General features: G+C 47.1%; 24 protein-coding genes. 10 read left to right on the forward strand and 14 right to left on the reverse strand.

What is annotated here, in order from left to right:
• Positions 1-345 precede the first annotated feature (345 nt).
• The 4 genes from glyA to CUJ83_RS04490 all read left to right on the forward strand — a co-directional run bounded on the left by glyA (position 346) and on the right by CUJ83_RS04490 (position 4,711).
• Positions 346-1,653, forward strand: a complete 1,308-nt coding sequence (gene glyA, locus CUJ83_RS04475) for a serine hydroxymethyltransferase (protein ID WP_439651955.1) — start codon at positions 346-348, stop codon at positions 1,651-1,653.
• 3 nt (positions 1,654-1,656) lie between these two features.
• Complete coding sequence (serB, locus tag CUJ83_RS04480; protein WP_439651949.1) at positions 1,657-2,346, forward strand: phosphoserine phosphatase SerB; 690 nt, start codon at positions 1,657-1,659, stop codon at positions 2,344-2,346.
• A complete protein-coding gene (locus CUJ83_RS04485) occupies positions 2,324-3,184 on the forward strand; it encodes a coiled-coil protein (protein WP_230741060.1) in 861 nt (286 codons plus the stop codon). Before serB ends, CUJ83_RS04485 begins: the two co-directional genes overlap by 23 nt.
• A gap of 426 nt (positions 3,185-3,610) precedes the next feature.
• On the forward strand, positions 3,611-4,711 hold the full coding sequence (locus CUJ83_RS04490) for a DUF373 family protein (RefSeq protein ID WP_230741323.1): 1,101 nt from the start codon (positions 3,611-3,613) through the stop codon (positions 4,709-4,711).
• A 428-nt stretch (positions 4,712-5,139) separates the two neighbouring features.
• On the opposite strand, the gene CUJ83_RS04495 is transcribed toward CUJ83_RS04490, so the two are convergent.
• A complete protein-coding gene (locus CUJ83_RS04495) occupies positions 5,140-5,484 on the reverse strand; it encodes a hypothetical protein (RefSeq protein WP_230741062.1) in 345 nt (114 codons plus the stop codon).
• A gap of 214 nt (positions 5,485-5,698) precedes the next feature.
• Between CUJ83_RS04495 and CUJ83_RS04500 the strand changes: the two genes are divergently transcribed.
• The 3 genes from CUJ83_RS04500 (at position 5,699) to CUJ83_RS04510 (ending at position 8,201) form a co-directional block, all read left to right on the forward strand.
• The gene (locus CUJ83_RS04500; RefSeq protein WP_230741064.1) at positions 5,699-6,148 is read left to right on the forward strand and encodes a hypothetical protein; all 450 of its coding nucleotides are present in this window, start codon (positions 5,699-5,701) and stop codon (positions 6,146-6,148) included.
• A gap of 34 nt (positions 6,149-6,182) precedes the next feature.
• Positions 6,183-6,821 carry a phosphoribosyltransferase gene (locus tag CUJ83_RS04505; RefSeq protein WP_230741066.1) on the forward strand — a complete coding sequence of 213 codons (639 nt, stop codon included), beginning with the start codon at positions 6,183-6,185 and terminating at the stop codon, positions 6,819-6,821.
• A 111-nt stretch (positions 6,822-6,932) separates the two neighbouring features.
• On the forward strand, positions 6,933-8,201 hold the full coding sequence (locus CUJ83_RS04510; RefSeq protein ID WP_230741068.1) for an MgtC/SapB family protein: 1,269 nt from the start codon (positions 6,933-6,935) through the stop codon (positions 8,199-8,201).
• A 5-nt stretch (positions 8,202-8,206) separates the two neighbouring features.
• Here CUJ83_RS04510 and CUJ83_RS04515 read toward each other — a convergent pair whose 3' ends face one another.
• The 5 genes from CUJ83_RS04515 to CUJ83_RS04535 all read right to left on the reverse strand — a co-directional run bounded on the left by CUJ83_RS04515 (position 8,207) and on the right by CUJ83_RS04535 (position 17,046).
• Positions 8,207-12,268 carry a YVTN family beta-propeller repeat protein gene (locus tag CUJ83_RS04515; protein ID WP_230741070.1) on the reverse strand — a complete coding sequence of 1,354 codons (4,062 nt, stop codon included), beginning with the start codon at positions 12,266-12,268 and terminating at the stop codon, positions 8,207-8,209.
• Between the two features lie 78 nt (positions 12,269-12,346).
• Positions 12,347-13,150, reverse strand: coding sequence for a rhomboid family intramembrane serine protease (locus tag CUJ83_RS04520; protein ID WP_230741072.1), 804 nt, complete (start codon positions 13,148-13,150; stop codon positions 12,347-12,349).
• Between the two features lie 88 nt (positions 13,151-13,238).
• Complete coding sequence (locus tag CUJ83_RS04525) at positions 13,239-13,775, reverse strand: ferredoxin domain-containing protein (RefSeq protein ID WP_230741074.1); 537 nt, start codon at positions 13,773-13,775, stop codon at positions 13,239-13,241.
• A gap of 220 nt (positions 13,776-13,995) precedes the next feature.
• Complete coding sequence (locus CUJ83_RS04530; protein ID WP_230741076.1) at positions 13,996-15,900, reverse strand: PAS domain-containing sensor histidine kinase; 1,905 nt, start codon at positions 15,898-15,900, stop codon at positions 13,996-13,998.
• A 372-nt stretch (positions 15,901-16,272) separates the two neighbouring features.
• The gene (locus tag CUJ83_RS04535) at positions 16,273-17,046 is read right to left on the reverse strand and encodes a 4Fe-4S binding protein (protein ID WP_230741078.1); all 774 of its coding nucleotides are present in this window, start codon (positions 17,044-17,046) and stop codon (positions 16,273-16,275) included.
• A gap of 68 nt (positions 17,047-17,114) precedes the next feature.
• Between CUJ83_RS04535 and CUJ83_RS04540 the strand changes: the two genes are divergently transcribed.
• Entirely contained in the window at positions 17,115-17,906 is a 792-nt protein-coding gene (locus CUJ83_RS04540) for a TrmB family transcriptional regulator (protein WP_230741080.1), read from the forward strand.
• A gap of 62 nt (positions 17,907-17,968) precedes the next feature.
• Here CUJ83_RS04540 and CUJ83_RS04545 read toward each other — a convergent pair whose 3' ends face one another.
• The 3 genes from CUJ83_RS04545 to cooS form a co-directional block, all read right to left on the reverse strand.
• Positions 17,969-18,133: a hypothetical protein gene (locus tag CUJ83_RS04545; RefSeq protein WP_230741081.1), complete on the reverse strand. Its 165-nt coding sequence runs from the start codon at positions 18,131-18,133 to the stop codon at positions 17,969-17,971.
• Between the two features lie 99 nt (positions 18,134-18,232).
• Entirely contained in the window at positions 18,233-18,463 is a 231-nt protein-coding gene (locus CUJ83_RS04550; protein ID WP_230741083.1) for a heavy-metal-associated domain-containing protein, read from the reverse strand.
• A 77-nt stretch (positions 18,464-18,540) separates the two neighbouring features.
• Complete coding sequence (gene cooS / locus CUJ83_RS04555) at positions 18,541-20,430, reverse strand: anaerobic carbon-monoxide dehydrogenase catalytic subunit (RefSeq protein ID WP_230741085.1); 1,890 nt, start codon at positions 20,428-20,430, stop codon at positions 18,541-18,543.
• A 163-nt stretch (positions 20,431-20,593) separates the two neighbouring features.
• Here cooS and msvR point away from each other — a divergent pair, with 163 nt between their 5' ends.
• Complete coding sequence (msvR, locus tag CUJ83_RS04560) at positions 20,594-21,334, forward strand: transcriptional factor MsvR (protein ID WP_230741086.1); 741 nt, start codon at positions 20,594-20,596, stop codon at positions 21,332-21,334.
• Positions 21,335-21,481: 147 nt separating this feature from the next.
• Here msvR and CUJ83_RS04565 read toward each other — a convergent pair whose 3' ends face one another.
• Positions 21,482-21,937: a flavodoxin domain-containing protein gene (locus CUJ83_RS04565; RefSeq protein WP_230741088.1), complete on the reverse strand. Its 456-nt coding sequence runs from the start codon at positions 21,935-21,937 to the stop codon at positions 21,482-21,484.
• 284 nt (positions 21,938-22,221) lie between these two features.
• Here CUJ83_RS04565 and tsaA point away from each other — a divergent pair, with 284 nt between their 5' ends.
• Entirely contained in the window at positions 22,222-23,028 is an 807-nt protein-coding gene (gene tsaA, locus CUJ83_RS15880; RefSeq protein ID WP_369423878.1) for a tRNA (N6-threonylcarbamoyladenosine(37)-N6)-methyltransferase TrmO, read from the forward strand.
• A gap of 26 nt (positions 23,029-23,054) precedes the next feature.
• Here the strand turns inward: tsaA and CUJ83_RS04575 are convergent, their stop codons facing one another.
• The 4 genes from CUJ83_RS04575 to CUJ83_RS04590 all read right to left on the reverse strand — a co-directional run bounded on the left by CUJ83_RS04575 (position 23,055) and on the right by CUJ83_RS04590 (position 26,304).
• On the reverse strand, positions 23,055-24,284 hold the full coding sequence (locus tag CUJ83_RS04575; protein ID WP_230741092.1) for a molybdopterin molybdotransferase MoeA: 1,230 nt from the start codon (positions 24,282-24,284) through the stop codon (positions 23,055-23,057).
• Positions 24,281-25,129 carry a formate dehydrogenase accessory sulfurtransferase FdhD gene (gene fdhD / locus CUJ83_RS04580; RefSeq protein WP_230741094.1) on the reverse strand — a complete coding sequence of 283 codons (849 nt, stop codon included), beginning with the start codon at positions 25,127-25,129 and terminating at the stop codon, positions 24,281-24,283. Before fdhD ends, CUJ83_RS04575 begins: the two co-directional genes overlap by 4 nt.
• A 210-nt stretch (positions 25,130-25,339) precedes the next feature.
• Entirely contained in the window at positions 25,340-25,522 is a 183-nt protein-coding gene (locus tag CUJ83_RS04585) for a hypothetical protein (RefSeq protein ID WP_230741095.1), read from the reverse strand.
• A gap of 26 nt (positions 25,523-25,548) precedes the next feature.
• Complete coding sequence (locus tag CUJ83_RS04590) at positions 25,549-26,304, reverse strand: formate dehydrogenase accessory sulfurtransferase FdhD (RefSeq protein ID WP_230741097.1); 756 nt, start codon at positions 26,302-26,304, stop codon at positions 25,549-25,551.
• Between the last annotated feature and the right edge of the window lie 5 nt (positions 26,305-26,309).

Genomic DNA, 26,309 nt, shown 5'->3' on the forward strand with positions numbered 1-26,309 from the left:
ATACCCCCAATTACTTACATTATTGCAATTAGTATATAATAATTATGTTCATTAAATCAGAAAATATAAGAATAAAATAACGTCCCCCTTAAAGCCTGTGATAAAAAATACTTGGATGGCGTTATGGTGTTTTTATTCTATTGACTATATCTATGAGGTCTATTTTTTAACCATGATCTCCAATGACAATTACTTAAGCTCCAAAAAACATGTATCTTAATTTATGTCCTCGAAAAAATTGTCATTTATCAATAAAATGCCCGGACAGGCCTTATTAAGCCTAAATCTTATACCTTTCTTAATAATGTTCCCATATTAACCCAAACCTTTTTATTCTTGACAACGATTAGCATAGTATCATACGAATTGGAGGATAAGGTGTTGAACCCGGACGTCAAGACTATAATCGATGCCGTAGAGGGGAGCCAGGAGCTCTTTAAATATTCGCTGCCCATGATAGCCAGCGAAAATATCACCAGCCCGATAGCAAGACAGGTATTATGTTCCGATCTCGGCCACAGGTACGCGGAGGGCCAGGTAGGGCACAGGTTCTACCAGGGATGCGGTTTTGTGGACGTAATAGAAGGAAAAGCTGTCGAGCTCTCAAAAGAGATCTTCAATGCGCCCCATGCTAATGTACAGCCAATATCGGGCGTTAACTGTAACATAGCAGCGTTCTTCGCGCTCACAAATCCCGGAGATAACATAATGGCACTTGCCGTGCCCTGCGGAGGCCACATAAGCCACGCAAAATATTCGGCCGCCGGCATCTGCGGATTAAAGGTTCACACTCATCCATACGACTACGACACGATGAACATCAATGTTGATAAGATGATCAATGACATCAGGCGCATAAAGCCGAAAGTCGTCGTGTTCGGAGCAAGCTTATTCTTATTCCCGCATCCCGTCAAGGAGGCAAGGGAAGTGTGCGACGAGGTAGGAGCGTCAATAGTGTATGACGGCGCACACGTACTCGGGCTGATAGCGGGAGGGGAGTTCCAGGACCCGCTGAAAGAGGGCGCGGACGTATTGACCGGCAGCACCCATAAGACCTTCCCGGGACCGCAGGGCGGCATGATATTATGTAAGGAAAAATACGCGGCCGAGATAGACGAGGCAGTATTCCCGGGCACAGTGAGCAACTTCCACTTACATCATAAGGCGGCTCTCGCGATCACGCTCGCGGAGATGAAACAGTTCGGAAAGGACTATGCGAGGCAGATAGTCAAGAACGCGCAGGCGCTGGGAGCGTACATGGATGACATGGGCTTCAACGTCCTCTGTAAGGACCTCGGATACACTAAGTCCCATCAGGTCGCAGTCGACGTATCAAAGATCGGCGGCGGAAGCGTTATAGCGCAAGACCTTGAAAGAGCGAACATCATCGCCAACAAGAATTTATTCCCGTGGGACGATGTACATACCACGGACAATCCGTCAGGATTACGTCTCGGCACGCAGGAACTGACCAGGCTCGGGATGAAGGAGCCTGAGATGAAAGAAGTGGCCAGGTTTATCAAGAGAGTAGCCATCGATAAAGAGGAACCCGAAAAGGTTAAAAAGGATGTAGTACTCTTTAAGTCTCAGTATCAAACAGTTAAATACTGTTTCGATGGCGAAGGTGCCTATGAGTTTTTTAAACTCAGGTGATTTATGAAGGAGGCAAGCTGTTCTAACGATAAAAAACTTATAGTTTTTGACATGGATTCTACTATTATCGACGCCGAAGGCATAGTCGAACTAGCGCGTGCCAACGGTGCCGGCGATTACGTTGAACAGGTCACTATACGTACGATGAACGGCGAGCTGAACTTCGAAAATGCGCTTAAAGAGCGAGTAAAGCTAATCGGCGGGCTGCCCGAAAAGGCAGCAAAAGAAGTAGCAGAGAATGTCCCGTTAATGACCGGGGCCGAAAAGTTGATAACCGAGCTGAAGAGTATGGGTTATCGCACAGCCCTAGTTTCTGCGGGCTTCACGATCATTGCGGACCTAATCGGCCGCAAGCTCGGCATGGATCATGTCTGTGCAAATGAGCTAGTGATCCAGGACGGCAGGGCAACCGGAGAAGTCCGGGGGCCGTTGACGAAGCAAAATTCGAAGAAGGAGGTTCTCGAGAATATTTGCAAACTGGAAAATATCGACCCCCGAGATTGTATCGCAGTGGGCGACGGTTCTAACGACCTTTGCTGGGTCGGCGTGGTAGGCACTTTCATAGCATTTAACGCCAAACCCGTTGTCAAACGCGCTGCCGATGTTGTCGTCGAGGGCAAAGATCTGGGGTCTTTGATCCCTATAGTAAAACAGGAGGAAGACAAACGACATGCTAAAAGAACTGCAAGATAAAAAGACAAAATACCTCAAAGAGGCTGAGGAGTTAAAGAACAACCGTAACGAGTGGAACTCCAAGGCCAGTACATTCTCAAAAAGGAGGGATGAATTAAACAAGAAGACTAAGGAGCTTATAGAGCAAGCACAGGATTACCGCGTAAAGAGGGACGAATTCAACAACCAGGTCGGCAGCAACAAAGACCTGAGGAACGAACTTAACGAGAAGGCCAACGAGGTCTACGCAAAGGTAGACGCACTGAGAAAGAAGGATAACGTTGGCACAGGACGCTCACTCAACGAACTGAGGAAAGAGATCGACCACCTCGAGTTCAAACAGCAGACCGAAGTTCTCACCACCGAGAAGGAACGCGCCCTTGTAGACAAGATCTCCGAATTAAAAGAAGAGTTCAGGAAGAAGAAGGAACAGTTAGAGCAGAACCATGAACTGAAAGGCTTACTTGGCGAAGCTCAGGGTCTCAGGGACCAGGCATCCGAATTCCATAAGAAGGTCAAGGAGAACGCTGACCTTGCACAGGAGTACCACGACAAGATGATCGAGTGCTTCCGCGAGGCTGACAAGACCCGTGCAGAGGCAGACGCCCAGCACAAGGAGTTCGTAAAGGCACAGGAGACCGCCGACGAGTACCACAAGCAGTTCTTGAAGATCCAGAAGGAGATCCGCGACTTCGATAAGGTCATTGTAGGATTAAAGAAGAAGGCAAAGACCGAGAAAGAGTCCAAGGACAAGGTCGAGTACAAGAAGCAGGCAGAGGATGTTTTCGCCCAGTTCAAGGCTGGAGAGAAGCTCAACACCGAAGACCTGTTACTGTTACAGCGCTCCGGGTTCTTGTAAATTCATTAACGCTTAATAAATTACTACTAGGTTCCTTCGGGGACCTACAAAATTCTTTAATATTTTGATAGGGTAGCTGAGGCTGCATCTTTTTACAGGTTCTGAGCATTCCAGTGCTCTATGGATCTTTTGTGCTATGTTTTGAAAGTCTGAAGGTTTATGATCTTATTGTCGTACGGATATTATTGACAGTGATGTAGCAGGCTGTGCATCATGCTTTCAGGCACAGGAAACAGCATTATGTTCTCAGGCATTCTCTATAGAAAATGTATCTGATCTTTTTCCATTACAATACCTTGTTAACAATCCATGAGAGAAACTTTATAATATACAAAAGACAAGAACTATCTGGATATCCATAGCGGATGTCAATGTTTATGATAAGTCCACAATCCTGACACATCAAAGGGGTAAAAAACTTTGGACATGTTAATTATCTGCATCGATAAAGACGATGATATAGGTGTAAAAGCCGGTGCGAAAAGCCCTGTGATAGGCAGGGCCGCTTGCCTTGAGACAGCCTGCAGGCTGGGAACAGCGGACCCTGAAGACTCCGATACCAACACGATATTCGGGGGCATACAGGTCTATGACGAGCTTCGGTCCCAGGGCTATGAGGTAGAGATAGTGTGCATAGCCGGCCACAGGGATGTAGGCTTGAAGTCGGACAGGTCTATAGCGATGCAGCTTGACAACCTCATTTTAAAGTTCCCCGCGGATAAGGCAATCGTGGTGAGCGACGGCGCGGAAGACGAATCCGTTATGCCCATCATACAGTCGCGCATAAAGGTCGAGTCCGTAAAAAGGGTCGTGGTCAAGCAGGCGCAGAACCTTGAGAGCACCTATTATATAATCAAGCAGCTGGTTAACGACCCCAAAGTCGCAAGGGTCATATTCATACCGCTCGGCGTCACGTTCCTTGTCTATGCGGCATCGTCACTCATGTCCATGCCGAACGCAGCGCCCGTGGCGATCGCTACTCTCATAGGCAGCTATCTTTTATACAGGGGACTTAGCCTTGACGAGATCATCGAGACTTTCATATCCAACCTTAAAAGCTCCTTCAGCGAAGCTAAGCTGACCTTCGTCACATACCTGATCTCTCTCATACTTATGATCATGGCGGTGATACAGGGGGCATGGGCCGTATGGAACGAGGTCAACGATACTAACGCAGTGCCGCCAGGATACATCGATCTCGCAGCCATCTTTTTCAACTCCTCGATATGGTGGTTCGTCGGCGCGTTCCTCGCGATAGTCATAGGATGGATCATAGACGCTTACATGGACGAGGACGAATCCCTGTACAGGTACCTTGCCACACCGTTCTTCCTGATAGCGGCGGGCCTGCTGGTCTGGGGAGGCACGAATTATATCATAGACATGTCCATCGCATGGGACATGGCGACAAAGAACCTGGGCCTGTCAATACTGGGCGCCGTGATAATCAGCTATGTAGGCGTACAGTTCGCGAACTACGTCAGGCGCATAACACAGTACAGGACAGTAGAGGTCATCGACTTCTGACCTTAAAGGGGTTCTAAGTCTCCCGGGAAGATCAAGAATATTTTATAACTGTTAAGGTGAAGTTATTCACCACTAAGGGCTCTAAAGTCCACTATTTTTCACCACTAAGCGCACGAAGGCGAACAAGGGCACGGTTTCCAACCACTAAGCGCACGAAGGCGAAAAAGGAACACAAAATTTTTTAAAAGTATATGTTAATCTTCTAAAAGAGTCCTTTGTGTACCTTGTTTGCCTTTGTGCGCTTTGTGGTTGGAAACCGTGTCCTTGTTCGCCTTTGTGCGCTTTGTGGTTAGCAGTATAGTGTTCCTTCGTGTTCTTTTGTGATGGATACCCCTTTTTTCTTTTCGAATGCTTCCACACAGTAAACTGTAACACTGATAAAACTACACACTACATATGGCCTTAATAAAATTTATACTAAAAAAGATTCACATTTTTTTGTATTCTTTTTTCTCATAATTTTCAGTCGGGACGCAGCTCTCGTCTATCGGCGTGCAATATTTTAGATCGCCTATCTGCTTCCTGTAAGCGGACTGCTCGTATATTATGTCCTCTTTACGTTTTTCACGGGCCTTAACATCTTCTCTGGCATGTTCTATCCATTCTTCGGCCTGTTTTCTGGTCATGCCGCGATCCATGAGGTTCTTTACCCTCTTTTCATATGGTATGTTCTCGTCTACGAGGGGGTCAGTCGTGTCCAGCCTGTTCTCGACGTCTACCTCCGTATCGTACATCGATTTCCCGAAATCGGACTTTCTTCCCACTCCTGCCATGTTCTCTCCTCATTAATTTCTTATGCGGTTTAAGGTTGTACCGGATAATGTTTAAGGTTCACCGCAAAAAACAGCAGACATTTTACGCGAAAAAACCCTTATAGCGATAAAATCAAGGCTTCTTGCCTTATCTGCGCGGCCAATAAAATATTTGTAACTGTTAATTTCGCTTTATATTTTGATAAATTCTAATTTTATACGCTCTAATCTTTATATGTGGGACTCATCGAGACCTGAAAGAGTTGACGGAGGTATTTATCTGGATCACGAAAGTATGGACGCTATCTGCGAAAGCGTAGCCGGCTCGCTTGGATTTAAGATAGAGCACAATATCAATCTGGGGGTCGGAAGGATCGACCAGGTATGGTCAAGGCAGGAACACCCTAATCTTCCCGAAATGAAGTTCGCCGTTCAAATATTAAATGAAAGCGGGGATATAGATCCCGACATCATCACTACGAACGCCATGAGGTCATTATGGAGCGATTGCGATCATCTGATATTCGTCGTGCCTGACTCGGGCACACAAAAGTCTATACAGGGAAAGATCAGATCGTTCGACTCCATAGGCGGGTTCCTGCAGCTGCATAAATACATAACCACAGTTACTCTGGCCGAATTGACCAAGGGCACAAAACACGCGGCGACAGAAGCACGGGCATGACCTGTTAACGTTCAAACATTCTTCGAGGCATAGTATGAGATTTAAGAATAGATCACAGGCCGGTAAAATGCTCGCCAAAGAACTTTCGGCCTATAAGGGCGAGAATGTCATAGTGCTGGCTATACCTATGGGCGGTGTTCCGGTAGGCTATGAAGTGGCAAGAGAATACAGGGCTCCTCTTGACCTGGTAATGTCCAAAAAGATCGGCGCCCCTTTTAATCCTGAGCTCGCTATCGGCGCAGTGACATGGAACGGGGCCGTGATGGTGGACCAGGAACTGGTGGATAGGTGGCAGGTTCCCCGGGATTATATTCGCGGCGAGTCCAATAAGATACTGGCGGAAATGAACTCGATGCTGGACGAGCTTCGCGTCGGCCAGGGCAATTTCCCGAAGCTGTATGGCAGGATAGTCTTCATCGTGGACGACGGTATCGCAACCGGCTCGACAATGATGGCCGCCGTTGAGGCGATACGCGATATGGGCCCGAAGGATGTGGTGATCGCTACCCCTGTACTGCCATCCGAGCTTGTCGATACTCTGAGATACGTCGCTCCCACCGTCTATGTTCATGCGGCGGATGATTTTGAGGCGGTAGGGCAATATTACGAGGAGTTCGAGACTCTCAGCAATGAACGGGTAAAAGAATATTTGTTGCTTGCCAACCAGGCCTGATAAACACCGGCCTGATCTTATATTTCCCGACGACGCAGGCTTTTCTCGGATAGGTTATTTGCCGTCATCTATATACCATTACATAATCTATGTAAGTTTGTAGTGTGCATCATGGCGCTCGAAGTTGACCTTATACTCATTCAGAAGCTTTTCACGTCCCTGATCATAGGCCTTATCATCGGCCTTGAGCGGGAGATCGCCCAGGATAAGGCCGACCGTATCAAATCAGCGGGCCTTCGCACCTTTGGAATAGCCGGGCTTTTAGGGGGTACGGCAGCATTCCTGGCACAGACTGAGCCTTTTGTATTCGTCGGCGCGCTATTATGCATGTCGATCCTTGTGGCAGCGGCTTATTACCGGTCGACTATCCTTGAGCCTCATCTGGGCTTCACTACCGAGCTAAGCCTGATACTCACGTTCCTGCTTGGCGGCATGGCCTACTTTCAGGACGCTGTCGCGGTCATTTTGACTATACTTGTGACCATTTTACTGGCATTTAAGCAGCCGCTTCATGAGTTCAGCCATAAGATACCCAAGGACGAATTCTATGACTCTCTGAAATTCGCTCTCATAGCCATCGTTATATTGCCTATCCTGCCGAACAAGACCTTCGGGCCGATGGACTTTTTTAACCCTCATGAGATATGGCTGGTTGTCGTCCTGATCTCCGGCATAAGCTTTGTAGGCTATTTCCTTGTTAAATGGTTCGGGCCCTACACCGGGCTGGCCATGACCGGCGTAGTGGGCGGGCTCGCGTCAAGTACGGCCGTAACGACGACCATGGCGGCGAGGACAAAAGAGCTAAAGGGTATGGAATATTCGGCAATGGTGGCCGCCACTCTCGCCAATGTCATCATGCTGATCCGGGTATCTTTCCTGGTATCCGTGTTCTATCCTATACTTCTGACCCGGCTATACCTTCCCATAGGTTTCATGTTCCTGGCAGGGCTGGGGGTAGCGGCTTACTTCTATATGAACGCCAGTAAAGAGATCGCAAGCACTAAGTCCATACAGATCAAGAGCCCGTTCAGGATCCTTCCCGCCTTAAAGTTCGCGGCGTTCTTCGTCATTATCCTGCTAATATCAAAACTGGCATCCGCATACATAGGAAGCTCCGGCCTTTACCTGACCTCGCTGATAGCAGGGCTCGCGGATGTCGACGCGCTGACAATATCCGCGGCACAGCTTGCATCGCAGGGATTGGCAGAGCCGTTCGTTGCGACCACAGCGATACTGCTAGCAGTGTTCATGAACCTTGGCGTGAGGATAGTTTACGCTTACTATCTTGGCACAAAAAAATTCGGGATGTATACTATAGGGATGGCGGCGGTGATGGTTGCCGCCGGAGTTTTAGTCGTGATGCTGATGTCCTATGCGTAACACTGTCAGCTTCTTTTTCTTGACCGTGTGCATGCTATGAAGATCACACATATCAGAGCTATGATCCAGCCGAACCCGGGTGTCGCTGGATGGTCTGCCGCTCTCTTAAAGACAATGTCCGCGGGAATCCCGGTATTCTCTATCATCTGTATCACCGTGTTGTTGGCGGTATCTATCACCGATATGCTTCCTCTGCCATTGTTGCCCAAATTGTTAATGACGTATGCATATCGGCCTTCCGGGTCTACGGCAACTTTATACGGGACCCTTCCCACACTTATATCTTTTATTATGCTGAATGAGGACGTATCGATGGCCAGCGCATGATCGTTATCCCTGTCAAATAATACGACGTACAGGCATTTCCCATCAGGCGTGATATCCATGCTGGTAGGTATCGCCATCAAATTGGTCGCTCCTGTGATCTTCAGGCTCCCGGCATCCATGGATAGTATCCGTCCCGCCGGATACAATGAATTGGGGCTGCAGGCAATGTACAGTCTCTTATCGTCCGGGCTTATCACTATGTCCTGAATGCCGGAGAGAATATTTTCGGAGGCTAGTATTTTACCCGAGGCTATATCCATAACGCTTATGTTACTCTCCGTCCTTTCCGGATCGATGCTATTATAAAATATCAGCTTACCGCTATGATCTAGCTTTAGTTTCATAGCTATCTTTCCGGTCTCTATGGACCTGACCGTTTTTCCTGTTAAGGCGTCCGCGACATGGATATCGCTACTATCAGGATCTGAGCTGTTGTAAAAGGTATAGTATATGTACTTACTATCCGGACTAACTGTAAAATAATGTAACCTCTCGGCCAGGTACGCGCTTGAAACTACTGAGTTCGAACCCGTATCTATTACCGATATGTTGCCGCCAGTATAGCAATAAATTTTGTCCCCGGGACCGTCAATGGCCATTTCAAGCACGGGACATTCAGCATCTATATTGCCAATGATCCCGTTTCGTGCAACGTCTATGACCAACATGCTGTTTGAGTTTCTTATCGGCACATATGCATATCCGGCAGCTCCCTGCCCGAGAGCTTCTTCGCCTGCTGGTTTGATGACGTTCGAGAGGCTGGTAACAGAAACAGGGGACTTACCTGTATCCGAGCAAAACATTAGCGAGTTCGTCCCGGTATCAAGCGCGAAGAGCTTATCTCCCGCCCTGTCGGTAACATAGGCGATTTTACCGTCCCTGCTTAACGCAAGACCGCACAGTTCTCCGCTATCCGTTCCGCTAACAGGCATATACTCGCTTATGTCTATCAAAGCCGTCTCAAACTGTTTTTCAGGGTATATCACTGTGAGGATGCCGCTGTCACTCGTCGATAAAAATAATTGGTTCCCTTCGGGAGAGATTGCCATATCCAGAGGTAAACCGCTTATCTTATGCGTCGATGTTACCCGGCATGTCCCTGTATCTATGGCGGTGAGGAGCGATCTTTTCCCGTTCACTCCCCCTGCCACGTAGAGACACTTCCCGTCAGGACTGATCTCCAGACAAACAGGGCGAGATATTCCTTCTATATTATCAATGACCTTTCTGGATCTGATGTCTATGACAGATATGTTATCGCTGCCGTAATTTGCGACGTATAGCCTGTCAGCACCCGGAGTAACGGCGATATCAGAAGGCATTTTCCCGACATCTATCGATGCTACCTGTCTTTCGAACCTCGTGCTTATCACCGAAACATCGCCGTCTAAAAAGTTAGCGACGAATACGCGTGAACCGTCAGGCAGGGCTGCGGCACTCTTCGGCATTCTGCCCGTTTTAATGCTGGACAGGACCGTTTCCTTTTCCGTATCGATCACGCACAGGTCATCGCTTCGGTCATTTATGACAAAGAGCTTGCTTCCGTCATTGCTAACGATGGCGCATGCCGGACCGTTCCCGGTCTTTAATTCTCTCACGGTGCCATTCACATGGTCAAATATGGAAACGGTATCGTTAAAATAATTACAGACAAATGTCTTTCCCTCTATCGAGACATTTCCCCTTTCATCCCGCCCTGGCGTAATTATCTGTTCCGTGTCCTTATCGGGTATCAAGACGATTTTTCCTGGATTGACGTCCATGCTGATCCTGTCTACGATCTCATTCGTCAAGGTGTCAATAACCAGTATGGTGGAGTTATCCTCATCCGTGACATAGAGACGGTCTCCTTCAGGATATAGCTCCATATCTCCCGGCCGCCAACCTGCATTGATCACGGCAGCTTTTTCCCCGGCCGGAATATCGTATACGGTAACGTTGCCCGGAGAGTTTACATAGATACGCTTGCCGTCCGGGGTAATGAGAGTGCTGTAGCTTATCTCTTCCATCGGTATCCTGTCCAGTACGCTATTGGTGGATCCGTCAATGACGATCATATCCATGATATTATCATGAAGGCTCAATTCGGATATGTAGATCCTGGACCCGTCCGGGCTTATCCTGACATTGGCTATGTATCCGTCGGCAGGTATCTTTACTATCTCGCTTCCCGTCATGGCGTCTAGCACGACGATATTACTATTCTTATCATACGGTCCCTGGTTATCGGCAATGTATAGCTTCCTGCCGTCAGGGCTCAAACCTATGCTGCGAGGCGATTCGCAGGTCTTAAGGATATTTACGGACTTTGTCCCGAGGTCAATAAAATGGACGGTCCCATTAAAATAATCAATAAAATAAGCCCGGTCCCCGGCCGAACTTATCACAAGATCTTCAGCCAGAGTACCCACGAATATGCTCGATATGACCTCGTCGGTCGAAATATCGATGACTGAAATGGTCCAGTCGTTCAATGTCACATATATTTTCTTTAGATCTTTATCGGCTACGGCATCAAAAGGATAGCATCTAAGGTTTATTCTTTTAATGACATTCTTCGACCCTGTATCCAGTACGATCATGCTGGCGTTATTATGATCACAAACATACAGATACGGAGACTTAGTATCGGCGGGCGTAGCGACATTTTCCGGGCCGTCAACGGCAATAATGCACCTCGGCACGTTCCCGACCTTTACGGAGCCTGTAACCTTTCCGGTGTCAAGGTCTATGACATGTATGACATTTTTCGCTTCGTTGGTCGCGTAAAGGCTTTTTTCTTTTACCGCCGATCCATAAAGCTTATCGCCTGTATCGATAGATAAGACTTCCTTACAATCCGCAGCATCAATGATCGTGATGTCATACGTGTTTGTCAGGTACATGTAAGCCCCGTCATCGCTGAGGCTCATGCTAACAGGCCTTTTTGAGAGATCTATCTCATTAACGATATAGCCTGTATAGACATCGATGGCCCTGAATTGATATTGGTAATCTCCATCAAGACATACGGTGTATAATCGCTTACCATCAGAGCTTAATTTGCAGTCCATGGTATACTTACCGCCGTCTATCGACTTTACCACGTTATTCGACGACGTGTCGATGACGATCATTTCACTCGCCGAACCGTCATACAGGGCAACATATGCATATTTTCCGTCGGGAGAGATGTCCACGCTCATCGGCGTCTTTCCGGTGTTCATTCCCGTGATCATCCTGTTATTTTCGAGATCGAGCACGTAGATCGCGTCACCGGACCCGGCAGCATAAGCCATCTTCCCGTCCGGCATGATCGCGATATCGTTCACGCCCGAGCTCAGGTTGATCTTAGCTATGACGTCATTTGTCGCGGCGTCTATGACCGCTATTCCACCTATGTTCAGGCCTGCATATATCCTGCTCCCGGAAGGGTTGGCTAATACGCATTCCGGCCTGCCGTCAAGCTGGATCCCGGTGATCACCTTATTGCAGGAAGCGTCTATGACGTAAATGTCGTTATCATAATAATTACAAACATACAGGAAACCAGAGGGCGTTGCTAAATTTACGCCAGGCGAGCTATTTTCTGCATGAACCGTCCAGCTTAATGCGCCCGGTACCAGCAGGCCTATAATAATGGCGGTAACGATAAAAAATTTAGGAATATGCCATTTTGACCGGCATGTCCTGCTGCGCATACATCCGCCTCTGGTCATTGCGATAGAATCGATTATGGTGAGATATATAGTTTCTCTCACGATCGATATACTTCGACAGTAAGGCTTCATTATCAAAATTCTTATAGGCCTAAAAACTTGTGATTTTCCCGGCGCTTACTATACTCCCCAGTATACTCGCTTTACGCTGGTCTTTTTCTTATAATAGTACCCGAAGAGAAGCCCGGCACCGAGCCCTGCAAGATGGGCGGCGTGAGCGATCCCGTCTCCCGTAGGCAGGAATACGAGGTCTATCAAAGCGAATATTATCACAGCGTACACTATCTTCATCGGTATGAAGTAAAGGTATATCACCAGGTCCGGCATCAGCACTGCAAGCGAACCCATCACTCCGAAAATCGCTCCGCTGGCACCTATAACGGACGTTCCCGGGAATATCATCACCTGTGCCAGCCCTGCCAGGATGCCTGAAGCGAAAAACACGAGAAGGAAATTACCCGTCCCTATGCGGCGCTCCAGTAAAGGCCCGAAGAAGAACAATACCAGCATGTTAAAGAAAATATGGGTAAAATTGCCGTGCAGGAAAATATGGGTGATCAAGCCCCACGGCCTCAGGAGCAGATTTTCTCCGCCTCCAAGCGAAAAGAAGGATGTGAACCATCCTCCAAGTATCATCTGTAAAATAAAGACCAGTACTGTAAACAGTATGATCCCGTATGCATAATATCCCTCATAAGGCAGCTTGACCGACGGGATCTTCGACCTGCCTCTTTTTACGGGCTGCGCAGGTCTTCTTTTTTGTGCCTGAGGATCGAACCATGTGCCGTTCTTTAACCTGACGAGACCCGGGCATTCATGGTACTCCGGTAACCTGTGCGCCGAGCAATAGGTGCCTCCGCAATACCTGCATTTAAAAGGCAAAAGCTCATAAGTCCCACAATAGTCGCATCTGTTTTCAGGCATCTAATGACCATGAATTAATTAAGAGTTAACGTATAAAAAGATTAGCCGGGCATTTATATTTATATTTCATGCCCCGGCGGATACCTTATTACTGTTTACGGTCAAAGTATGGACTTTTTCCCGAGACGCTCAACGGAAGCCCATACGCGATCCTGACGTTTTCGTTCTTGAAAAAGCCCAGGTTAAGCGCGGCCCTGCCGATGCTGAACATCATCCTGTTATCTATGTGGTGAGCGGCTGCGACGGCAGCTGCCGATGATAGCGCTATGCCAAGGTCTCCGGCACTTACCGCGCATACGTTCGAGCCTTTTGCGTTCTCTGCGCAATTCGCGTACCCGCAATATCCGCATACCGGTATGTTTAGCTGGACCGGGTTCTGCCCGAAAAGTACGATAGCCTTTGAAGCGTCCACGTTGCCCGCGTCCCTTTCAAAGAACTTTACGCCGTCCTCTTTCGCGACACGTCTCATCTCAGCCGATATCTTCTGGATGTCATCACCCGTCACTACAAGCGTGAAAAGGTTGTCTATTCCCTTTGCTTTCGGGGCAGTCCTCGCGGCGGCGCATATTAATGCCGCTACTGTCTCCACAGCCCTGTCCTCCATATCGTTACCGCTTAATATCATGATGATCGTCACCATTGGTCTTTAGTGAATTTCTTATTACATTTTTATGTCTACTATAGTTATCTTCGCATAAAGCTCTTCTTTTACTATCGGTCGATGTGGCATCCGCATTAATGATACTGGCAATCATACATCTTGATAGGGTTGTCTCATCAGGCATTGTGGTAATGTTAAAAATTCGTATGGTCTTTATCATCGCATCATTATTACTTTCAGGCGATCATGACAGTGCGGGCAGCGTGACCACAAACCTGGTGCCATGCGAATGATCCCCGGGGACACGGTCTTCCACCCTGAGTTTACCCTTAAAGTCGTCGACGAGCATTTTTATCAGGCATAATCCGAAGCCTTTACCCCTTGCCCTCGTATCGGCTATGTTCAAGCGGTCGAATAATGTCTTTTTAAGCTTGTCCGGTATTCCGGGGCCATTATCCTCCACTGCCACTTCGAAGTACTCTTTACCCTCGTCTATGGCAATGTTCACCCCGACATTGATCGTTAAAGGCCCTGTTGAGTGCTTGACTGCGTTTCCGATAAGGTTAATGAAAACATCCCTGAGCAATTCGTTGGCCTCTACAAAATAGCCCTTAACAGGCGTATAGTTGATCTTAACATCCCTGTTCGGTATATGCTGGAATTGGGAAACAACTTCTTCGAGTATCTTTCCCACATCCAGGATCTCCGGCGTGTACAGGCCCATCTTCTCCCGCTGCAATTTCCTGACATTGCCAATAAGCCTTGAGCTGTTCTGCAACGATTCGATGGCCCTTTCCACCAGGTCAATATGGCAGGATTCGAGCTTTCCTTCACACTTCAATATGTTATGGGCCAGCTCCAGGTAACCCATAGTGATCTGGTTCATATTATTGATATCATGCCCCATCAAGTCGACGTAAAGCTCGGCCTGGGCTTTAGAGTCTAACAAGGCCTCTTCGACTAATTTCCGCCTTGTGATGTCCTGGATTATCCCGTACATCCATTCCGGATTTCCATTAATGTCTCTTCTTATCTTATCAAATACCCAGCTTACGTAACGTATGGATCCGTCAGGCATCATTATACGGTAGTCGAATCCCCTTAACTTATCCTCATAAATTGCCTCTTTTAAATATCTGCTGATCAGCTCTCTATCCTCCGGATGGACATTGTTCATGACCCATTCGAACGTTGGCTGAAATTCCTGAGGATCATGGCCAAATATCCTGAATACCTCGTCAGACCAGTTTATTTCGTTATTTTTTAAGTTCCATGCCCAGTTACCGACATGGGCTATGCTCTGGGCCCTAGAAAGAATTGCGCCGCTCTTTTTCAAAGCCTGTTCAGATCTCTTACGCTCTGTAATATCCTGCATCGTCCCGAACACCTTTACAGGCTTGCCGTTATCGTCATGAATGACTTCGCCCTCGCTATGGATCGTGCGTATCGAGCCATCGGGCTTAACTATGCGATAATCAAAACTATAGTTACGCCCATCATGCAAAATGGATTCGCGATTTTTTATCAATAGTTCTCTATCGTCGGGATGAATGAATGAGAAAAACGTGTCAAAAGTGACTTTTTCCGCATGAGGCTTTAAACCAAATATGTGATATTGTTCATCGGACCACTTCACTTCGTTTTTGGAAATATCCCAGTCCCAGCTGCCCAGGCGTGCGACATGCTGCGCCTTTGCGAAATGTAGCTCGCTCTCCCGCAGCGCCTCTTCGACACTTTTTCTTTCATTTATTTCATTTCTCAGCGATTCATTGATGTCTTTAAGCTCTTTAGTTCGCTCTTGAACCTTTAACTCCAGCGTATCACGTACTTTACGTAAAGAATCCTCAGAGCTTTTTAGCTTATCGCATAACTTATCCTTCCTCTCGGCGATCATCCCGATAACATATGCTATTAGAATGAAGGATAATGTCCTTAAAAACGGGCTATATGTGAACGAGCCGAGAACCATATCATTTATCAGTATATGGATAACGCCCAGGATTATGGCGACATAGACCGCCTTTTTATAATACCAGATCGCTGAAAGTATGATCGGGATATAGAAAAGATGTGTGTAAACGATGTCTACTCCCCATATCACGTTCACGAAAATGGCAAGAAAAATAGCTACGACTATCGTTAAGCTCAAAATGATCAGTTTAAACCTGTCGTATCCATGTTCGCTGATGATGATACCTCTTCAGTGACGATCTTATGTTCGCTTGAATTTTGATCCTTTGAGATAAGGATATAAATTTCAACCGGTTTCCCGGGTCAATTGTCAAGTCTATATTTTTAATTATTATATATTTGCTGTATCGGGCAAGTCACGTTATGGTCAGTCATAGGTTGTTTGAAAAGCATATAATCTTGTTATTAAAATATATGATCGGGGAGTCTTAAAAATATTCTAAAAACAATGACAAATATCACAGGATGTGCATATTATCATAAGAGCTCTTCCGCCGCGTTCGTCGATAAGGCCATGTGACGAAAGGGCAGCCGGGGATTTTAGTTGATATCAGTCACCTTTTTTGCCTGCAATATTTATCTTCGCTTCAAGCGCATCTTTTTTGCAGACGCTGAAGCAGCGTCCGCAATAGTAGCACTCACTCATGTCCGAGCCTCTATACGGCTGCGATGTCGGGCATTTTTTCTTGCATGCCCCGCAATCGTTGCAATTCTCATTCATCCCGATCTTCAGGAGGCTGAACCTTGATACGAGACTGGCAAGCGCACCGAACGGGCATATCCATGCACACCATGGCCTGTACACAGATATGGCTGTAATGGCGATGACCAGGAAAACCGCAGCCTGGTACAGGGACGGGTTTAAGGAGAACGCTCCGAATGGATCTATCTTTATGTATAACGGAGAAAATATTCCCACGATGATGAAACCGATCAGGATCACGGCCCTGACCTTGCCCGAAACCTCTGTATGGGGTTTTACCTGTTTTTTCCTGAAGCGGGACATCAGTTCCTGGATCGCGCCAAGCGGGCACACATACCCGCAAAATATCCTGCCCGAGAACAGGACTGTCAGCAATAATATCAGTATGCCTGCCACATGTACCGGGTTAACTTTTCCATGTCCAAGTCCATAGGCTATCTGTTGTATGGGCGCTATCGGGTTCGGAAGGCCGCCTAATAATATGCCGGATACAAAAACGGATATGATCAGAAAGAACAGGCCGGCCTTATCATTCATTTTTTTCTTCATGAATAGTATGGCTATTACGGTGATAACGGCTATCGTGTAGCCAAGACCGATGAATGGTAAGGGGATGTTCATAGTAGTAACTCTGCATGGTCATATTTATAAATAGTGTAACTTCTATAAGGTAAAATGGGATAAATATTATGATGCTCGATGAAAAGATGCTCGATACTCTCCAAAGAATGGGGTTGACCTACTACGGGGCCAGCGCATATATGGCCCTGGTCGAAATGGGCCCTTCGGCCGCTGCCAGGATAGCCGAAGAGTCCGGCGTGCCGAGATCAAAGATATATGAAGTGCTCAAGAGGCTTGAGGAGGAGAACTGGGTGAAGGTCGAGAAAGGGAGGCCGCTCACTTATAAGGCCAATCACCCCCGCGACACCATCGAGGAGAGGAAGTCTATATTATACTCTGACATCGATTACGCATCCACTGAACTATCCCGTGTCTATGAGCATCATATAGAAAAGGACGCCCCTAAAGTATGGCAGTTCAGGGGTATGGATAACATACTGTCCAGGGAGCTTGACATGATGTCCAGGGCAAAACAGGAGATCATATTTCTGGGAGCGCTATACTCGCCTGAGGAGATAGACCAGATAAAAAAGCACATGTCCAGGGCAAAAAGGAAAGGCATCAGTGTCCGGATAATAACAAGGCCTGCGCTATCGCTTAAGGACCGGACCGTTGATCTTGTGAAGGAGTTCTCGCCCGTTGTTCCCGACATAAAACTGTTAAAGACGCCTTTCATCAAGTTCGTCGTGATCGACGGTAAAGAGATACTGATCATGTTCTCAAAGGTCTCCGAGGATGTCCCTGACCTTGATAACGTGGTGGCGATATGGACCCCTAACCGGGACATCGCATCGCTGATGCAGAGTAATTTTAATATGATGTGGGGAATTGCGGAGCCTGTTGAGATCGGTGCCCGATAAATATTTTAAACTTTTAGAAAAAATGAACACTGGCATTGAGCCTGTGATCTCAATGCCGATCCTCACGGCTTACTCTCGCAGTCAAAGCAGTACGTTTTTTCTTTGATGTCCGTATAGAACTCTTTACCGCATTTTGCGCATACTATTTTCCTGAATCCCAGGTCCTTGTTCGGCGATGCTCTCATGAAATCGCTCAGATCGAGGCCGCAAAAGCACTTCTCTGCCATAGCTATTCACCACTGAAACTTTATTTTTCCGGAATGATATAGATTTTGTCACTTTAAAAAGGTGAATTAATATCTATCATGCCTGTAGTCAGGACGCTATCATTGTCTGATCTCTTTTACCTTATATCCCATATCCTGTATCGCTTTGACAAGATCGTCGACCTGCGCTGCACCGGCATCATATGTCACTCTGCTTTTACCGGTGGTATAAATGACTTCTGCGTCTACGACACCGGGGACCTTTTTCAGGCCATCTCTGATAGTCTCGGCACAATGGCCGCAATGCATGCCTTCGATCACCATGACTACTTTCTTTTGTTCAGCAGACATTTGTTCACCATAAAAATATTATGTCACTATGTAGTGATTATGTTTTCCAAAAAAGAGAGGCGGCATTAATACCGCCATCATATTCCAAGCTTCTGGCGCTTCGACATTATGTGGCCGTATATCGCATCTGCCGCTTTGACAGGGTCCTGCTCTACGTTGACCTTGCCTCCTGTAAGGTCTTCTACGACCTCGGTCAGCACCTTCGTGACAAGCGGGCTACCGGTCACCGGTGGTATAGGCCCTACATGCGTGAATAGTCCGCCCGCGACAGCGTATGTGCCGTATACTACGGCCTTTTGCTCAAGATACTCCGGCGCGCTCGCAGCTACGGGCAGGTCAGGCACGTCGACGCCAAGTGCCTCAGCAATGGCGGTCACTACGAGATATATCCTTGAAATGTCCGTACAGGTGCCGAAGTTAAGTACCGGCGGTATTCCCAGGGACTTGCATACGGCCTTGAGGCCATCTCCTGCCTTATCCGCGAACGACGGGTCACAGAACCCTGCGGACTGGAAGTCGCTGGAGACGCATCCTGCGCTGACGACCAGTATATCCTTCTTAACGAGCTCCTCCACAAGTTTCGTGGATGTCTTGCCCTGTCCGTTCTTACAGTTGGTGCAGCCTACTACTGCTACTATCCCCTTTATACTGCCGTTCTTGATGACGTCCAGAAGGGGAGCTACGGAACCGCCAAGGGCTCCTGTTATGGACTCAAGGGAGAACCCGACGACTGCGTCAGAACATCCTGTCGGTATTGTCACAGATTTCCTCGACCTGTATGACTCTACGGCCTGCCTTATGATCTCCTTCGCCTGCTCTTCGGCAGCCGAAGCGTTGAACTCCACCGGGGCGCTGCCGTTGCTCTGCGTCCTTACAAGCCCGGATACCGGCACTATCTTACCGCCGTATTTCGCGACATATTCTCCCATTACGGGAAGCGTACAGTTCATGTCTGCCATTACAAGGTCTATTGCACCGGTAGCGAGAATGAACTCTTGAGAGGCCCAGTTGCCTAACTGTCCTTCGACACCTTCTGCGGCCACGCCGGCTCTCTGTATAAGCTCCTGGCCGGTGTCCATTGAACCATATACTTTGATACCCTTTGCGCCGGCCGATCTCGCAAGCTCTATCATTTCGGGGTATTTCGAGACCTTAATGACGGCCATGCCCATCATCGGCTCATGGCCGTGTGCGATTATGTTTACCGTGTCCCTGTCTATGATGCCCAGGTCCGCCCTTGTCTTAACTATGGAAGGAGTGCCAAACACTATATCGTGCAGCATCTCTATCGACAGGCAGACATAATTAGTGGATATCGCCATCTTCATGGCTTTCAACAGAAGATCCACTGCATCCGAGTTGATCGAAGTGGCTGTCCTTACCAGGTTGTCCCGTATCTCAGAGTTCAGGCCTCCTCCAAGTATGCCGAGTTTCTTCCATACTTCAATGCGCTTCCCGGGCGCGAAAGCCATCGCGACCCTTGAAGGCTCGTCGGAGCCCTTTCTCAATTCTGCAAGCAGGAAGTCCGTTAAGTCCAATGCGAGGGAATGCGGGCTTACCCCGGCGGTCTTGAATCCCAGCTTGCCTGCGAACTCATAGAGCTTTTTCTCGTCGGATATCCTGAATACAGGGCTGCCTCTCGCCGCGGCCTTTAACGTATTAATCATCTCCTCAAGATGATATGCGTAGGAAGCCGCTCCCATGGCTGTCTGCCTGAGCCAGTTCCTGGCGACAATGGTATCGGCGTTCGCGCCGCATATGCCGAACGGCGCGTTCGGGGTTATCCTGCATGGGCCGTGGCTGCACAGGTGGCAGCAGACGCCGGAGCCTCCGAATGTGCATATCGGCTTCCTCGCCTCGTATCTTTCGAACACTGTCATGCCGTTGTCGCCGACTATCTTCCTGTGCATCTCGTTTACCGGTTCACTTACCGATACTTTTTCCTGGATCTTTATTTCAGAACTCATAACATCACCATATATTTAGTATGAATACGAACAATTCGTATTATTACGAACATGTATAATAACCTGTTGGTATTTTAAAGAAAACGGGGCCGACATTAGTTCTTTTTTTCCGAACTGTTCGGAATGTGCGAACATATTAATACTTTAAGTAAAAAATGAGAATATGATGTCCCAGGAAAAGGTCGAGATATACTCAACAAAAAAAGGCATTATAGCTGTCGACAGTCCCGTAAAGAACAGGATACTTCAAAAGCTTCAGGAAAGGGAATTATCTTTCGAGGAACTGATAAGGGTGTGCGGAAAGGCTAAATCCACGATGTCGGTACACCTGAACGACCTTCTAAAAATGGGACTTATATACAAGCGCGTGGACCCGGTAGACCGTAGAAAAAAGTATTTTGGCATCAACTCCGACCTTATCGTAAGCTCCAGCCCTCCAGTGACGCTGCATTATATTAAGATATTGAACACGGTACCGTCTTTCAAAGGCGACAAATATGGGTTCCTGAGATCGCTTTTCCATCTCATCAGATGCGGAATGGAGTCATACGGCATCGATACGAGGCCTGCGTTAAAAAAGATAGGCCACGATGTCGGGAGCATGCTGGCGCCGTCGTTTAAGTCTTCAAAGCTGCCTGATCTTCTCAATGAGGTAGCGGCTTTCTGGAAAGAGCAGGGACTTGGAAAGGTCCATGCCGAAATGGGCGTCTTCCCGACCATCATAGTGGAAGATTGTTTCGATTGCGGCACATTGCCTGATGTGGGCCGTACCGAATGCTCGCTGGACGAAGGCATACTGGAGGCCATCATTGAGGAAAGGCTGAAAGTAAAATGTTCCGTCGACGAGATCGAATGCCATGGGACGGGGCATGATCACTGCAAGTTCGAAGTGAAAATATTCTAAGGATATATCGGCCTGTTCCTTTCACTCCGAGCTTAATCACCCAGGCATAACGTATTAAAACCACGTACAGTAAATCAGAATTGATCCTGTCGGACAATGATCATTTAAATCTGCTAATTTTGTATATGGCATACAGGGTTTCCAATTTCAAACGGTCTTTTCTTCTTTTAGCTTCAATACTTCCTCGCCGACTTTTTTCCCGAGTTCTCTTAAATGTTTAACGGCATCTCTGCCCGGCGCCTTTAATGCATTGTATCCCGGCGCTACGATCTTTATATCGTGATAAAGCATTTCAGTCTCCAGCCTGTGGAGGTTCCCTCCGTTCCATTTGTATGTTCCGAAAGCGGCTCCGACCTTGCCGTACATCCTTACGTTCTTTAGCTTTCCGTTCAGGAACTCTCTCATTCTCCCCGAATAGTTATTGTTCACGCACGGAGAGCCCAGAATGACTCCATGGGCTTCCCTCAAGTCATTCTCCGTGGCTTCGCTCACATTTTTCAACATGGCTTCCGCACCGCTTTCCAAAACCCCTTCGTAGACCTCTTTTGCTGCTTTTTCCGTATTACCGGATATTGTATCATATATGACTATCACGTCGACCATAATTCCTCCCGGGAGCGGCCAATTGCAATTGACCGTTTAGGTAACCGATGAACTACATAATATATTTATAAAATTATTATATATTTAGTGTTTACTAAATCAGCGGCACAGATTATGTCCAAATTTTTTATATACAATTACTTACTGATGTTTAGTAAGTTATATTAACATATAGTATAAGGACAGTAATTTATTTATACGTTCACAAATGAACTAATTAAACGAACTATTCAATTATTTAGGGTAAGGGGAAGGTCATAATTAGATTTGAGGACTTATCAGTAATTCCTGTAGGTACCGTACATTCCGTAATAAAGCTAAAGGATGATATGCCGGTTCAGGGTGTTACTGCCGATATAGAGGTATTCATGGAATACGTCGATGCTATGGAGGGTATCGAGGATTATAGCCATCTCTTTATTCTTTCCTGGCTGCACGAAGCCGACAGGGACGTCCTGAAAGCCACGCCCAGAAAGATATCCCCGGAACTTCCCGAAAAAGGCATATTTTCTATGAGGTCGCCTTCGAGACCTAACCCTATAGCGCTTACGCCCGTCACTTTACTTGGCAGGTCAGGCCGGTTCCTTCACGTCTCGAACATGGATGTGATAGACGGGACGCCAGTACTGGACATAAAGCCTTACCATGCGGGATGGGACTGCATATTCTCCGCAAGAAACCCTGATAAAACCGAAAAGATAAAAAAGATGATGCCGAAAGACCTCAAAGAGAGCTTTAAAAGGGAAGCTTTTAACTATCATGGCGAGCTGTGCATAGGACTGGCCGTCGCGGTACGTATGGCAATGGTCGCTAACCAGGCTCTCGAGACTGACCTCAGGGTAGAGAACGTAGGCATTGTGATTGGAAAAAATCCATGCATATCCGATTCGCTGATAGGTATCACAGGCGCAAGGCTCGGTACCCACAGGCTGCTATACAACCTTAATCCAAAGATCACGATGGCGAATGACTCTTATTCCATATTCAACGATAAGAAGACAATAATATTCAAGCTCAAGCGGTTCATGAAAGACTTTTTCGGCGTGCTTGAATGCGACGCCAACGACCTGTTCAACATAGAGGTCATATGATAAAAAGTATTATATGATCTTAAACATCAAAGCAGGTTCACTGTAACGTTCTCTCCTTCTTTCAGGTTATCCCGGGCCATGAAGTATCCGTCCGCCACAAGCGACCTCGGCGATGCGGATATGATGGACACGCCGTATTTTCGCCCTGAGAACAATTCCAGCGACGAGCCTTCATAGCCTAAGGGCACAGCTTTACCATCCCTTATCTCCACATAGACGATATAATCAAACCCTTTTGAGTAAAACTCTATGTCCTTGCTGACAGGAAGGTCGACCTTTACTCTTCTGGTCTCTCCCATTATGAACCTCCGCACTATCAGTTCCATCGCGGTATATGCACCGGTCGGCTTACCGGGAAGAGAGAATACTGGCTTATCGTTGTAATAAGATACTAGAAGAGGCTTTCCCGGGCGAATCCTGTATCCATGGAAAACGACGCTGCCGCCTTCTATGATAGTAGAGACAATGAAATCCTTCTTCCCCACCGATACGCCGCCTATGGTCACCACCATGTCATAGTCCTTCGTGACCTGTTCAATGACGGATACAGTCTCTTCTTTATTATCCGGTATCACGCCAATATGCTCGGGCTCGCATCCCCAGGTCTCAAGCATAGCACACACCATCGGCGCGTTCGTGTCCTTTGTCATGCCGTTCTTGATCTCGTTACCCGTCGACACCACGGCTACTTTTATCTTTTTATAGGCCTCTATCGAACTAACGCCCGTAGCATGGAGTATCCCTATCGTCTGGGGCCTTATAACACTGTTCTCATACAGGATCGTCTCTCCTGTTTTAAAGTCCGAGCCTGCTTTGACGATATGGGTCCACGGTTCCAGTGATATGCCTTTCAGCATATCGTCCTCGATAACGGCATCTTCAATCTTTAATACTGCATCTGCACCTTCCGGTACGAAAGCGCCTGTGGCCACGTACCGGGCTTTGCCCTTTCCCAGTACTTTTCCGGGCTCATCGCCAGCATATATATCCTCCTGCAATGCCAGCGGATACCTGTCAGATGTGCTTATGGCGTATCCGTCCATGATCGAAATGTTATGCATGGGAGACGATATCGCAGATATGACGTCTGATGCGAGTCTTCTGTTCAGCGCTTTTTTTAGCGATATTTTTTCGACCGGAAGCTCTAAGAAAAATTTTTCTCTCATCTTATCGATCATTTCATAGGCCTTTTTTATAGGCACCATCATCCGGCCATTTTCCGGCATCACAGGGTTATCGTGCTCCGCCAGTATCATGGAACATTCTCCCTTATGGTCCCGATGTCTTTGATCCTTTCAGGAACGCTGTATATCTGCATCCTCGGCGGCCTGGCAAAACAAATAAGCGTCATGTTCAGCTTCCTGGCAAGCTCTATGCCTGTGGTGAAAGGCGCTGTATTACTGATAATGACGGGTATTCCTGCCCGGTAAGCCTTTGCCACCATCCCCGCCGGCATTCTGCCCGTACATACCATAAAGCATCCGGAAAGGTCCCGGCCATCAAGAAGGGCTTTACCGACTGCCTTATCAATAGTGTTATGTCTTCCCATGTCTTCCGCATAGGATATGAGGGAGCCCATTTTGTCGAAAATAATGGTGCAATGGGTACCTCCGGTCGTCTTCCATAACACCGCAAGATCGTTGATCAGCTCGATGGAATGAAATATCATATCCTTACTCAGGGATATGTCCGACTTTACCGGTCCTTCAAGACTCATCCATGAAGACCTTACTCCTACGCATCCGGAGCTTCTTATTTCCATCCACAGGCCTGGGTCGTCTTTATCGAATTCGGGTACTTTGACAAAAATATCTGGCCAGTTTATCTCGACGCTTTCTATCCTGTCAATCGACCTGATCAGGCCTTCACATATCAGGTAGCCATACACGAATTCCTTAAGGTTTGACGGCGTAATGGTCAGGCTCGCGACCCGGGCACCGTTTAAAATGATATTAACGCTCTCCTCCACGCAGACTTCTACGTCGACTCTGGTTACGGCATCCCTGTCCACTCTTGTGACCGTATATGAATTAGTAAGATCTTTATTCTCATTTCCTCTTTCATGAATGCCGTTTATGCTACCATTTTCCATCAGACTCATTCCTTCATACCCGTTTTCAATTTTAAAAACACATCCATACCGGACAATGTTGACGTGTGGCCGGTCAATTTATGTGAATTGTTTAGGATAAATCAGGGTTAAGATTTACTAAATAGTTATCGGTTATGATTTCATTATATTAAATATGTAAACATATTCAATAACAATGTCCTTATGTTCATTTATATTTTTTAAAAATGATAATTTTAGTCAAGGCCTGTCATATTCAATATCGAGGTCCATAGAGTCGATAGGATATGATCTGATAAACTCATGGACGGAAAAAAGATTCAATTTATAATCATCGACTAACAGGCAATTTTCCGGTACTTCAAAAGAATGCTCATCGTTCAGATCATATTCAAAAACGAACTGTATTGAGCCGGAATCCATATTATCAACTCTTTTCCAGGGTTATTTTATTGCAGGTTATCAAAGCCGGTAAGGCCTTCATGCATTAATCGGGCGTATTTTTCCCTTTTATCCTCAAGACCGGTGATGCGCTCTTCGCCGCTATAGATGTCTATCTTCGGCATGAACGGGAAAGAAACAAGCGTCATAGAAAACTTACGGGCTAGCTCCACTGCCTTGCTTGAAGGGCTTGCCCAGGTAATGAACACCGGTATGTTCGCCCTGCGCGCTTTCCTGACCATCCCTGCCGATGCCCTTCCTGTACACATGAGGATAGAGCCATTCAGGTCAACGCCATTTAAAACAGCCTTTCCGACAGCTTTATCGACGGCGCAGTGCCTGTCCTCGTCCTCTGCATAGGATATTATTCCTCCGTATGGGGTAAAGATCGCGGAACAGTGAGTGGCTCCTGTCATCCTTGCTATTTTAGCAAGCTCTTCCAGGCGCATTCGGCAATGGTATAATATTTTATGGTCGATCGATACTTCGATGAAGGGATCAAAAAAATCACATGAAGCCTGTCCAGCCTTATCCCCGCCGACGAGCACATCAATAGAGCTGTCATGCGGTTCAAAGCTTATGACGTCGCCGATACTGCCTATGAACCCTTCGCAAAACAAATGTCCGTAGGCAAGGGCTTCGATATTATCGGGGGTCGCCATGAAGGATGCGACTCTTTTACCGTTAAGCAATATCCTGAACTTTTTTTCCGGGCAGACTTCTATGTTCGACCATCGGGCAACATCACCACATATATCCAGCACTCTAT

It is taken from the genome of Methanooceanicella nereidis (assembly GCF_021023085.1).
Taxonomy (GTDB): Archaea; Halobacteriota; Methanocellia; order Methanocellales; family Methanocellaceae; genus Methanooceanicella; species Methanooceanicella nereidis.

Excerpts from the sequence above, each read along its gene's own strand:
- serB (WP_439651949.1), top strand. The coding sequence starts at position 1,657 with ATGAAGGAGGCAAGCTGTTCTAACGATAAAAAACTTATAGTTTTTGAC.
- CUJ83_RS04485 (WP_230741060.1), top strand. The coding sequence starts at position 2,324 with ATGCTAAAAGAACTGCAAGATAAAAAGACAAAATACCTCAAAGAGGCT.
- CUJ83_RS04490 (WP_230741323.1), top strand. The coding sequence starts at position 3,611 with ATGTTAATTATCTGCATCGATAAAGACGATGATATAGGTGTAAAAGCC.
- CUJ83_RS04495 (WP_230741062.1), bottom strand. The coding sequence starts at position 5,484 with ATGGCAGGAGTGGGAAGAAAGTCCGATTTCGGGAAATCGATGTACGAT.
- CUJ83_RS04500 (WP_230741064.1), top strand. The coding sequence starts at position 5,699 with ATGTGGGACTCATCGAGACCTGAAAGAGTTGACGGAGGTATTTATCTG.
- CUJ83_RS04505 (WP_230741066.1), top strand. The coding sequence starts at position 6,183 with ATGAGATTTAAGAATAGATCACAGGCCGGTAAAATGCTCGCCAAAGAA.
- CUJ83_RS04510 (WP_230741068.1), top strand. The coding sequence starts at position 6,933 with ATGGCGCTCGAAGTTGACCTTATACTCATTCAGAAGCTTTTCACGTCC.
- CUJ83_RS04520 (WP_230741072.1), bottom strand. The coding sequence starts at position 13,150 with ATGCCTGAAAACAGATGCGACTATTGTGGGACTTATGAGCTTTTGCCT.
- CUJ83_RS04525 (WP_230741074.1), bottom strand. The coding sequence starts at position 13,775 with ATGATATTAAGCGGTAACGATATGGAGGACAGGGCTGTGGAGACAGTA.
- CUJ83_RS04535 (WP_230741078.1), bottom strand. The coding sequence starts at position 17,046 with ATGAACATCCCCTTACCATTCATCGGTCTTGGCTACACGATAGCCGTT.
- CUJ83_RS04540 (WP_230741080.1), top strand. The coding sequence starts at position 17,115 with ATGATGCTCGATGAAAAGATGCTCGATACTCTCCAAAGAATGGGGTTG.
- CUJ83_RS04545 (WP_230741081.1), bottom strand. The coding sequence starts at position 18,133 with ATGGCAGAGAAGTGCTTTTGCGGCCTCGATCTGAGCGATTTCATGAGA.
- CUJ83_RS04550 (WP_230741083.1), bottom strand. The coding sequence starts at position 18,463 with ATGTCTGCTGAACAAAAGAAAGTAGTCATGGTGATCGAAGGCATGCAT.
- cooS (WP_230741085.1), bottom strand. The coding sequence starts at position 20,430 with ATGAGTTCTGAAATAAAGATCCAGGAAAAAGTATCGGTAAGTGAACCG.
- msvR (WP_230741086.1), top strand. The coding sequence starts at position 20,594 with ATGATGTCCCAGGAAAAGGTCGAGATATACTCAACAAAAAAAGGCATT.
- CUJ83_RS04565 (WP_230741088.1), bottom strand. The coding sequence starts at position 21,937 with ATGGTCGACGTGATAGTCATATATGATACAATATCCGGTAATACGGAA.
- CUJ83_RS04575 (WP_230741092.1), bottom strand. The coding sequence starts at position 24,284 with ATGATACTGGCGGAGCACGATAACCCTGTGATGCCGGAAAATGGCCGG.
- fdhD (WP_230741094.1), bottom strand. The coding sequence starts at position 25,129 with ATGAGTCTGATGGAAAATGGTAGCATAAACGGCATTCATGAAAGAGGA.
- CUJ83_RS04585 (WP_230741095.1), bottom strand. The coding sequence starts at position 25,522 with ATGGATTCCGGCTCAATACAGTTCGTTTTTGAATATGATCTGAACGAT.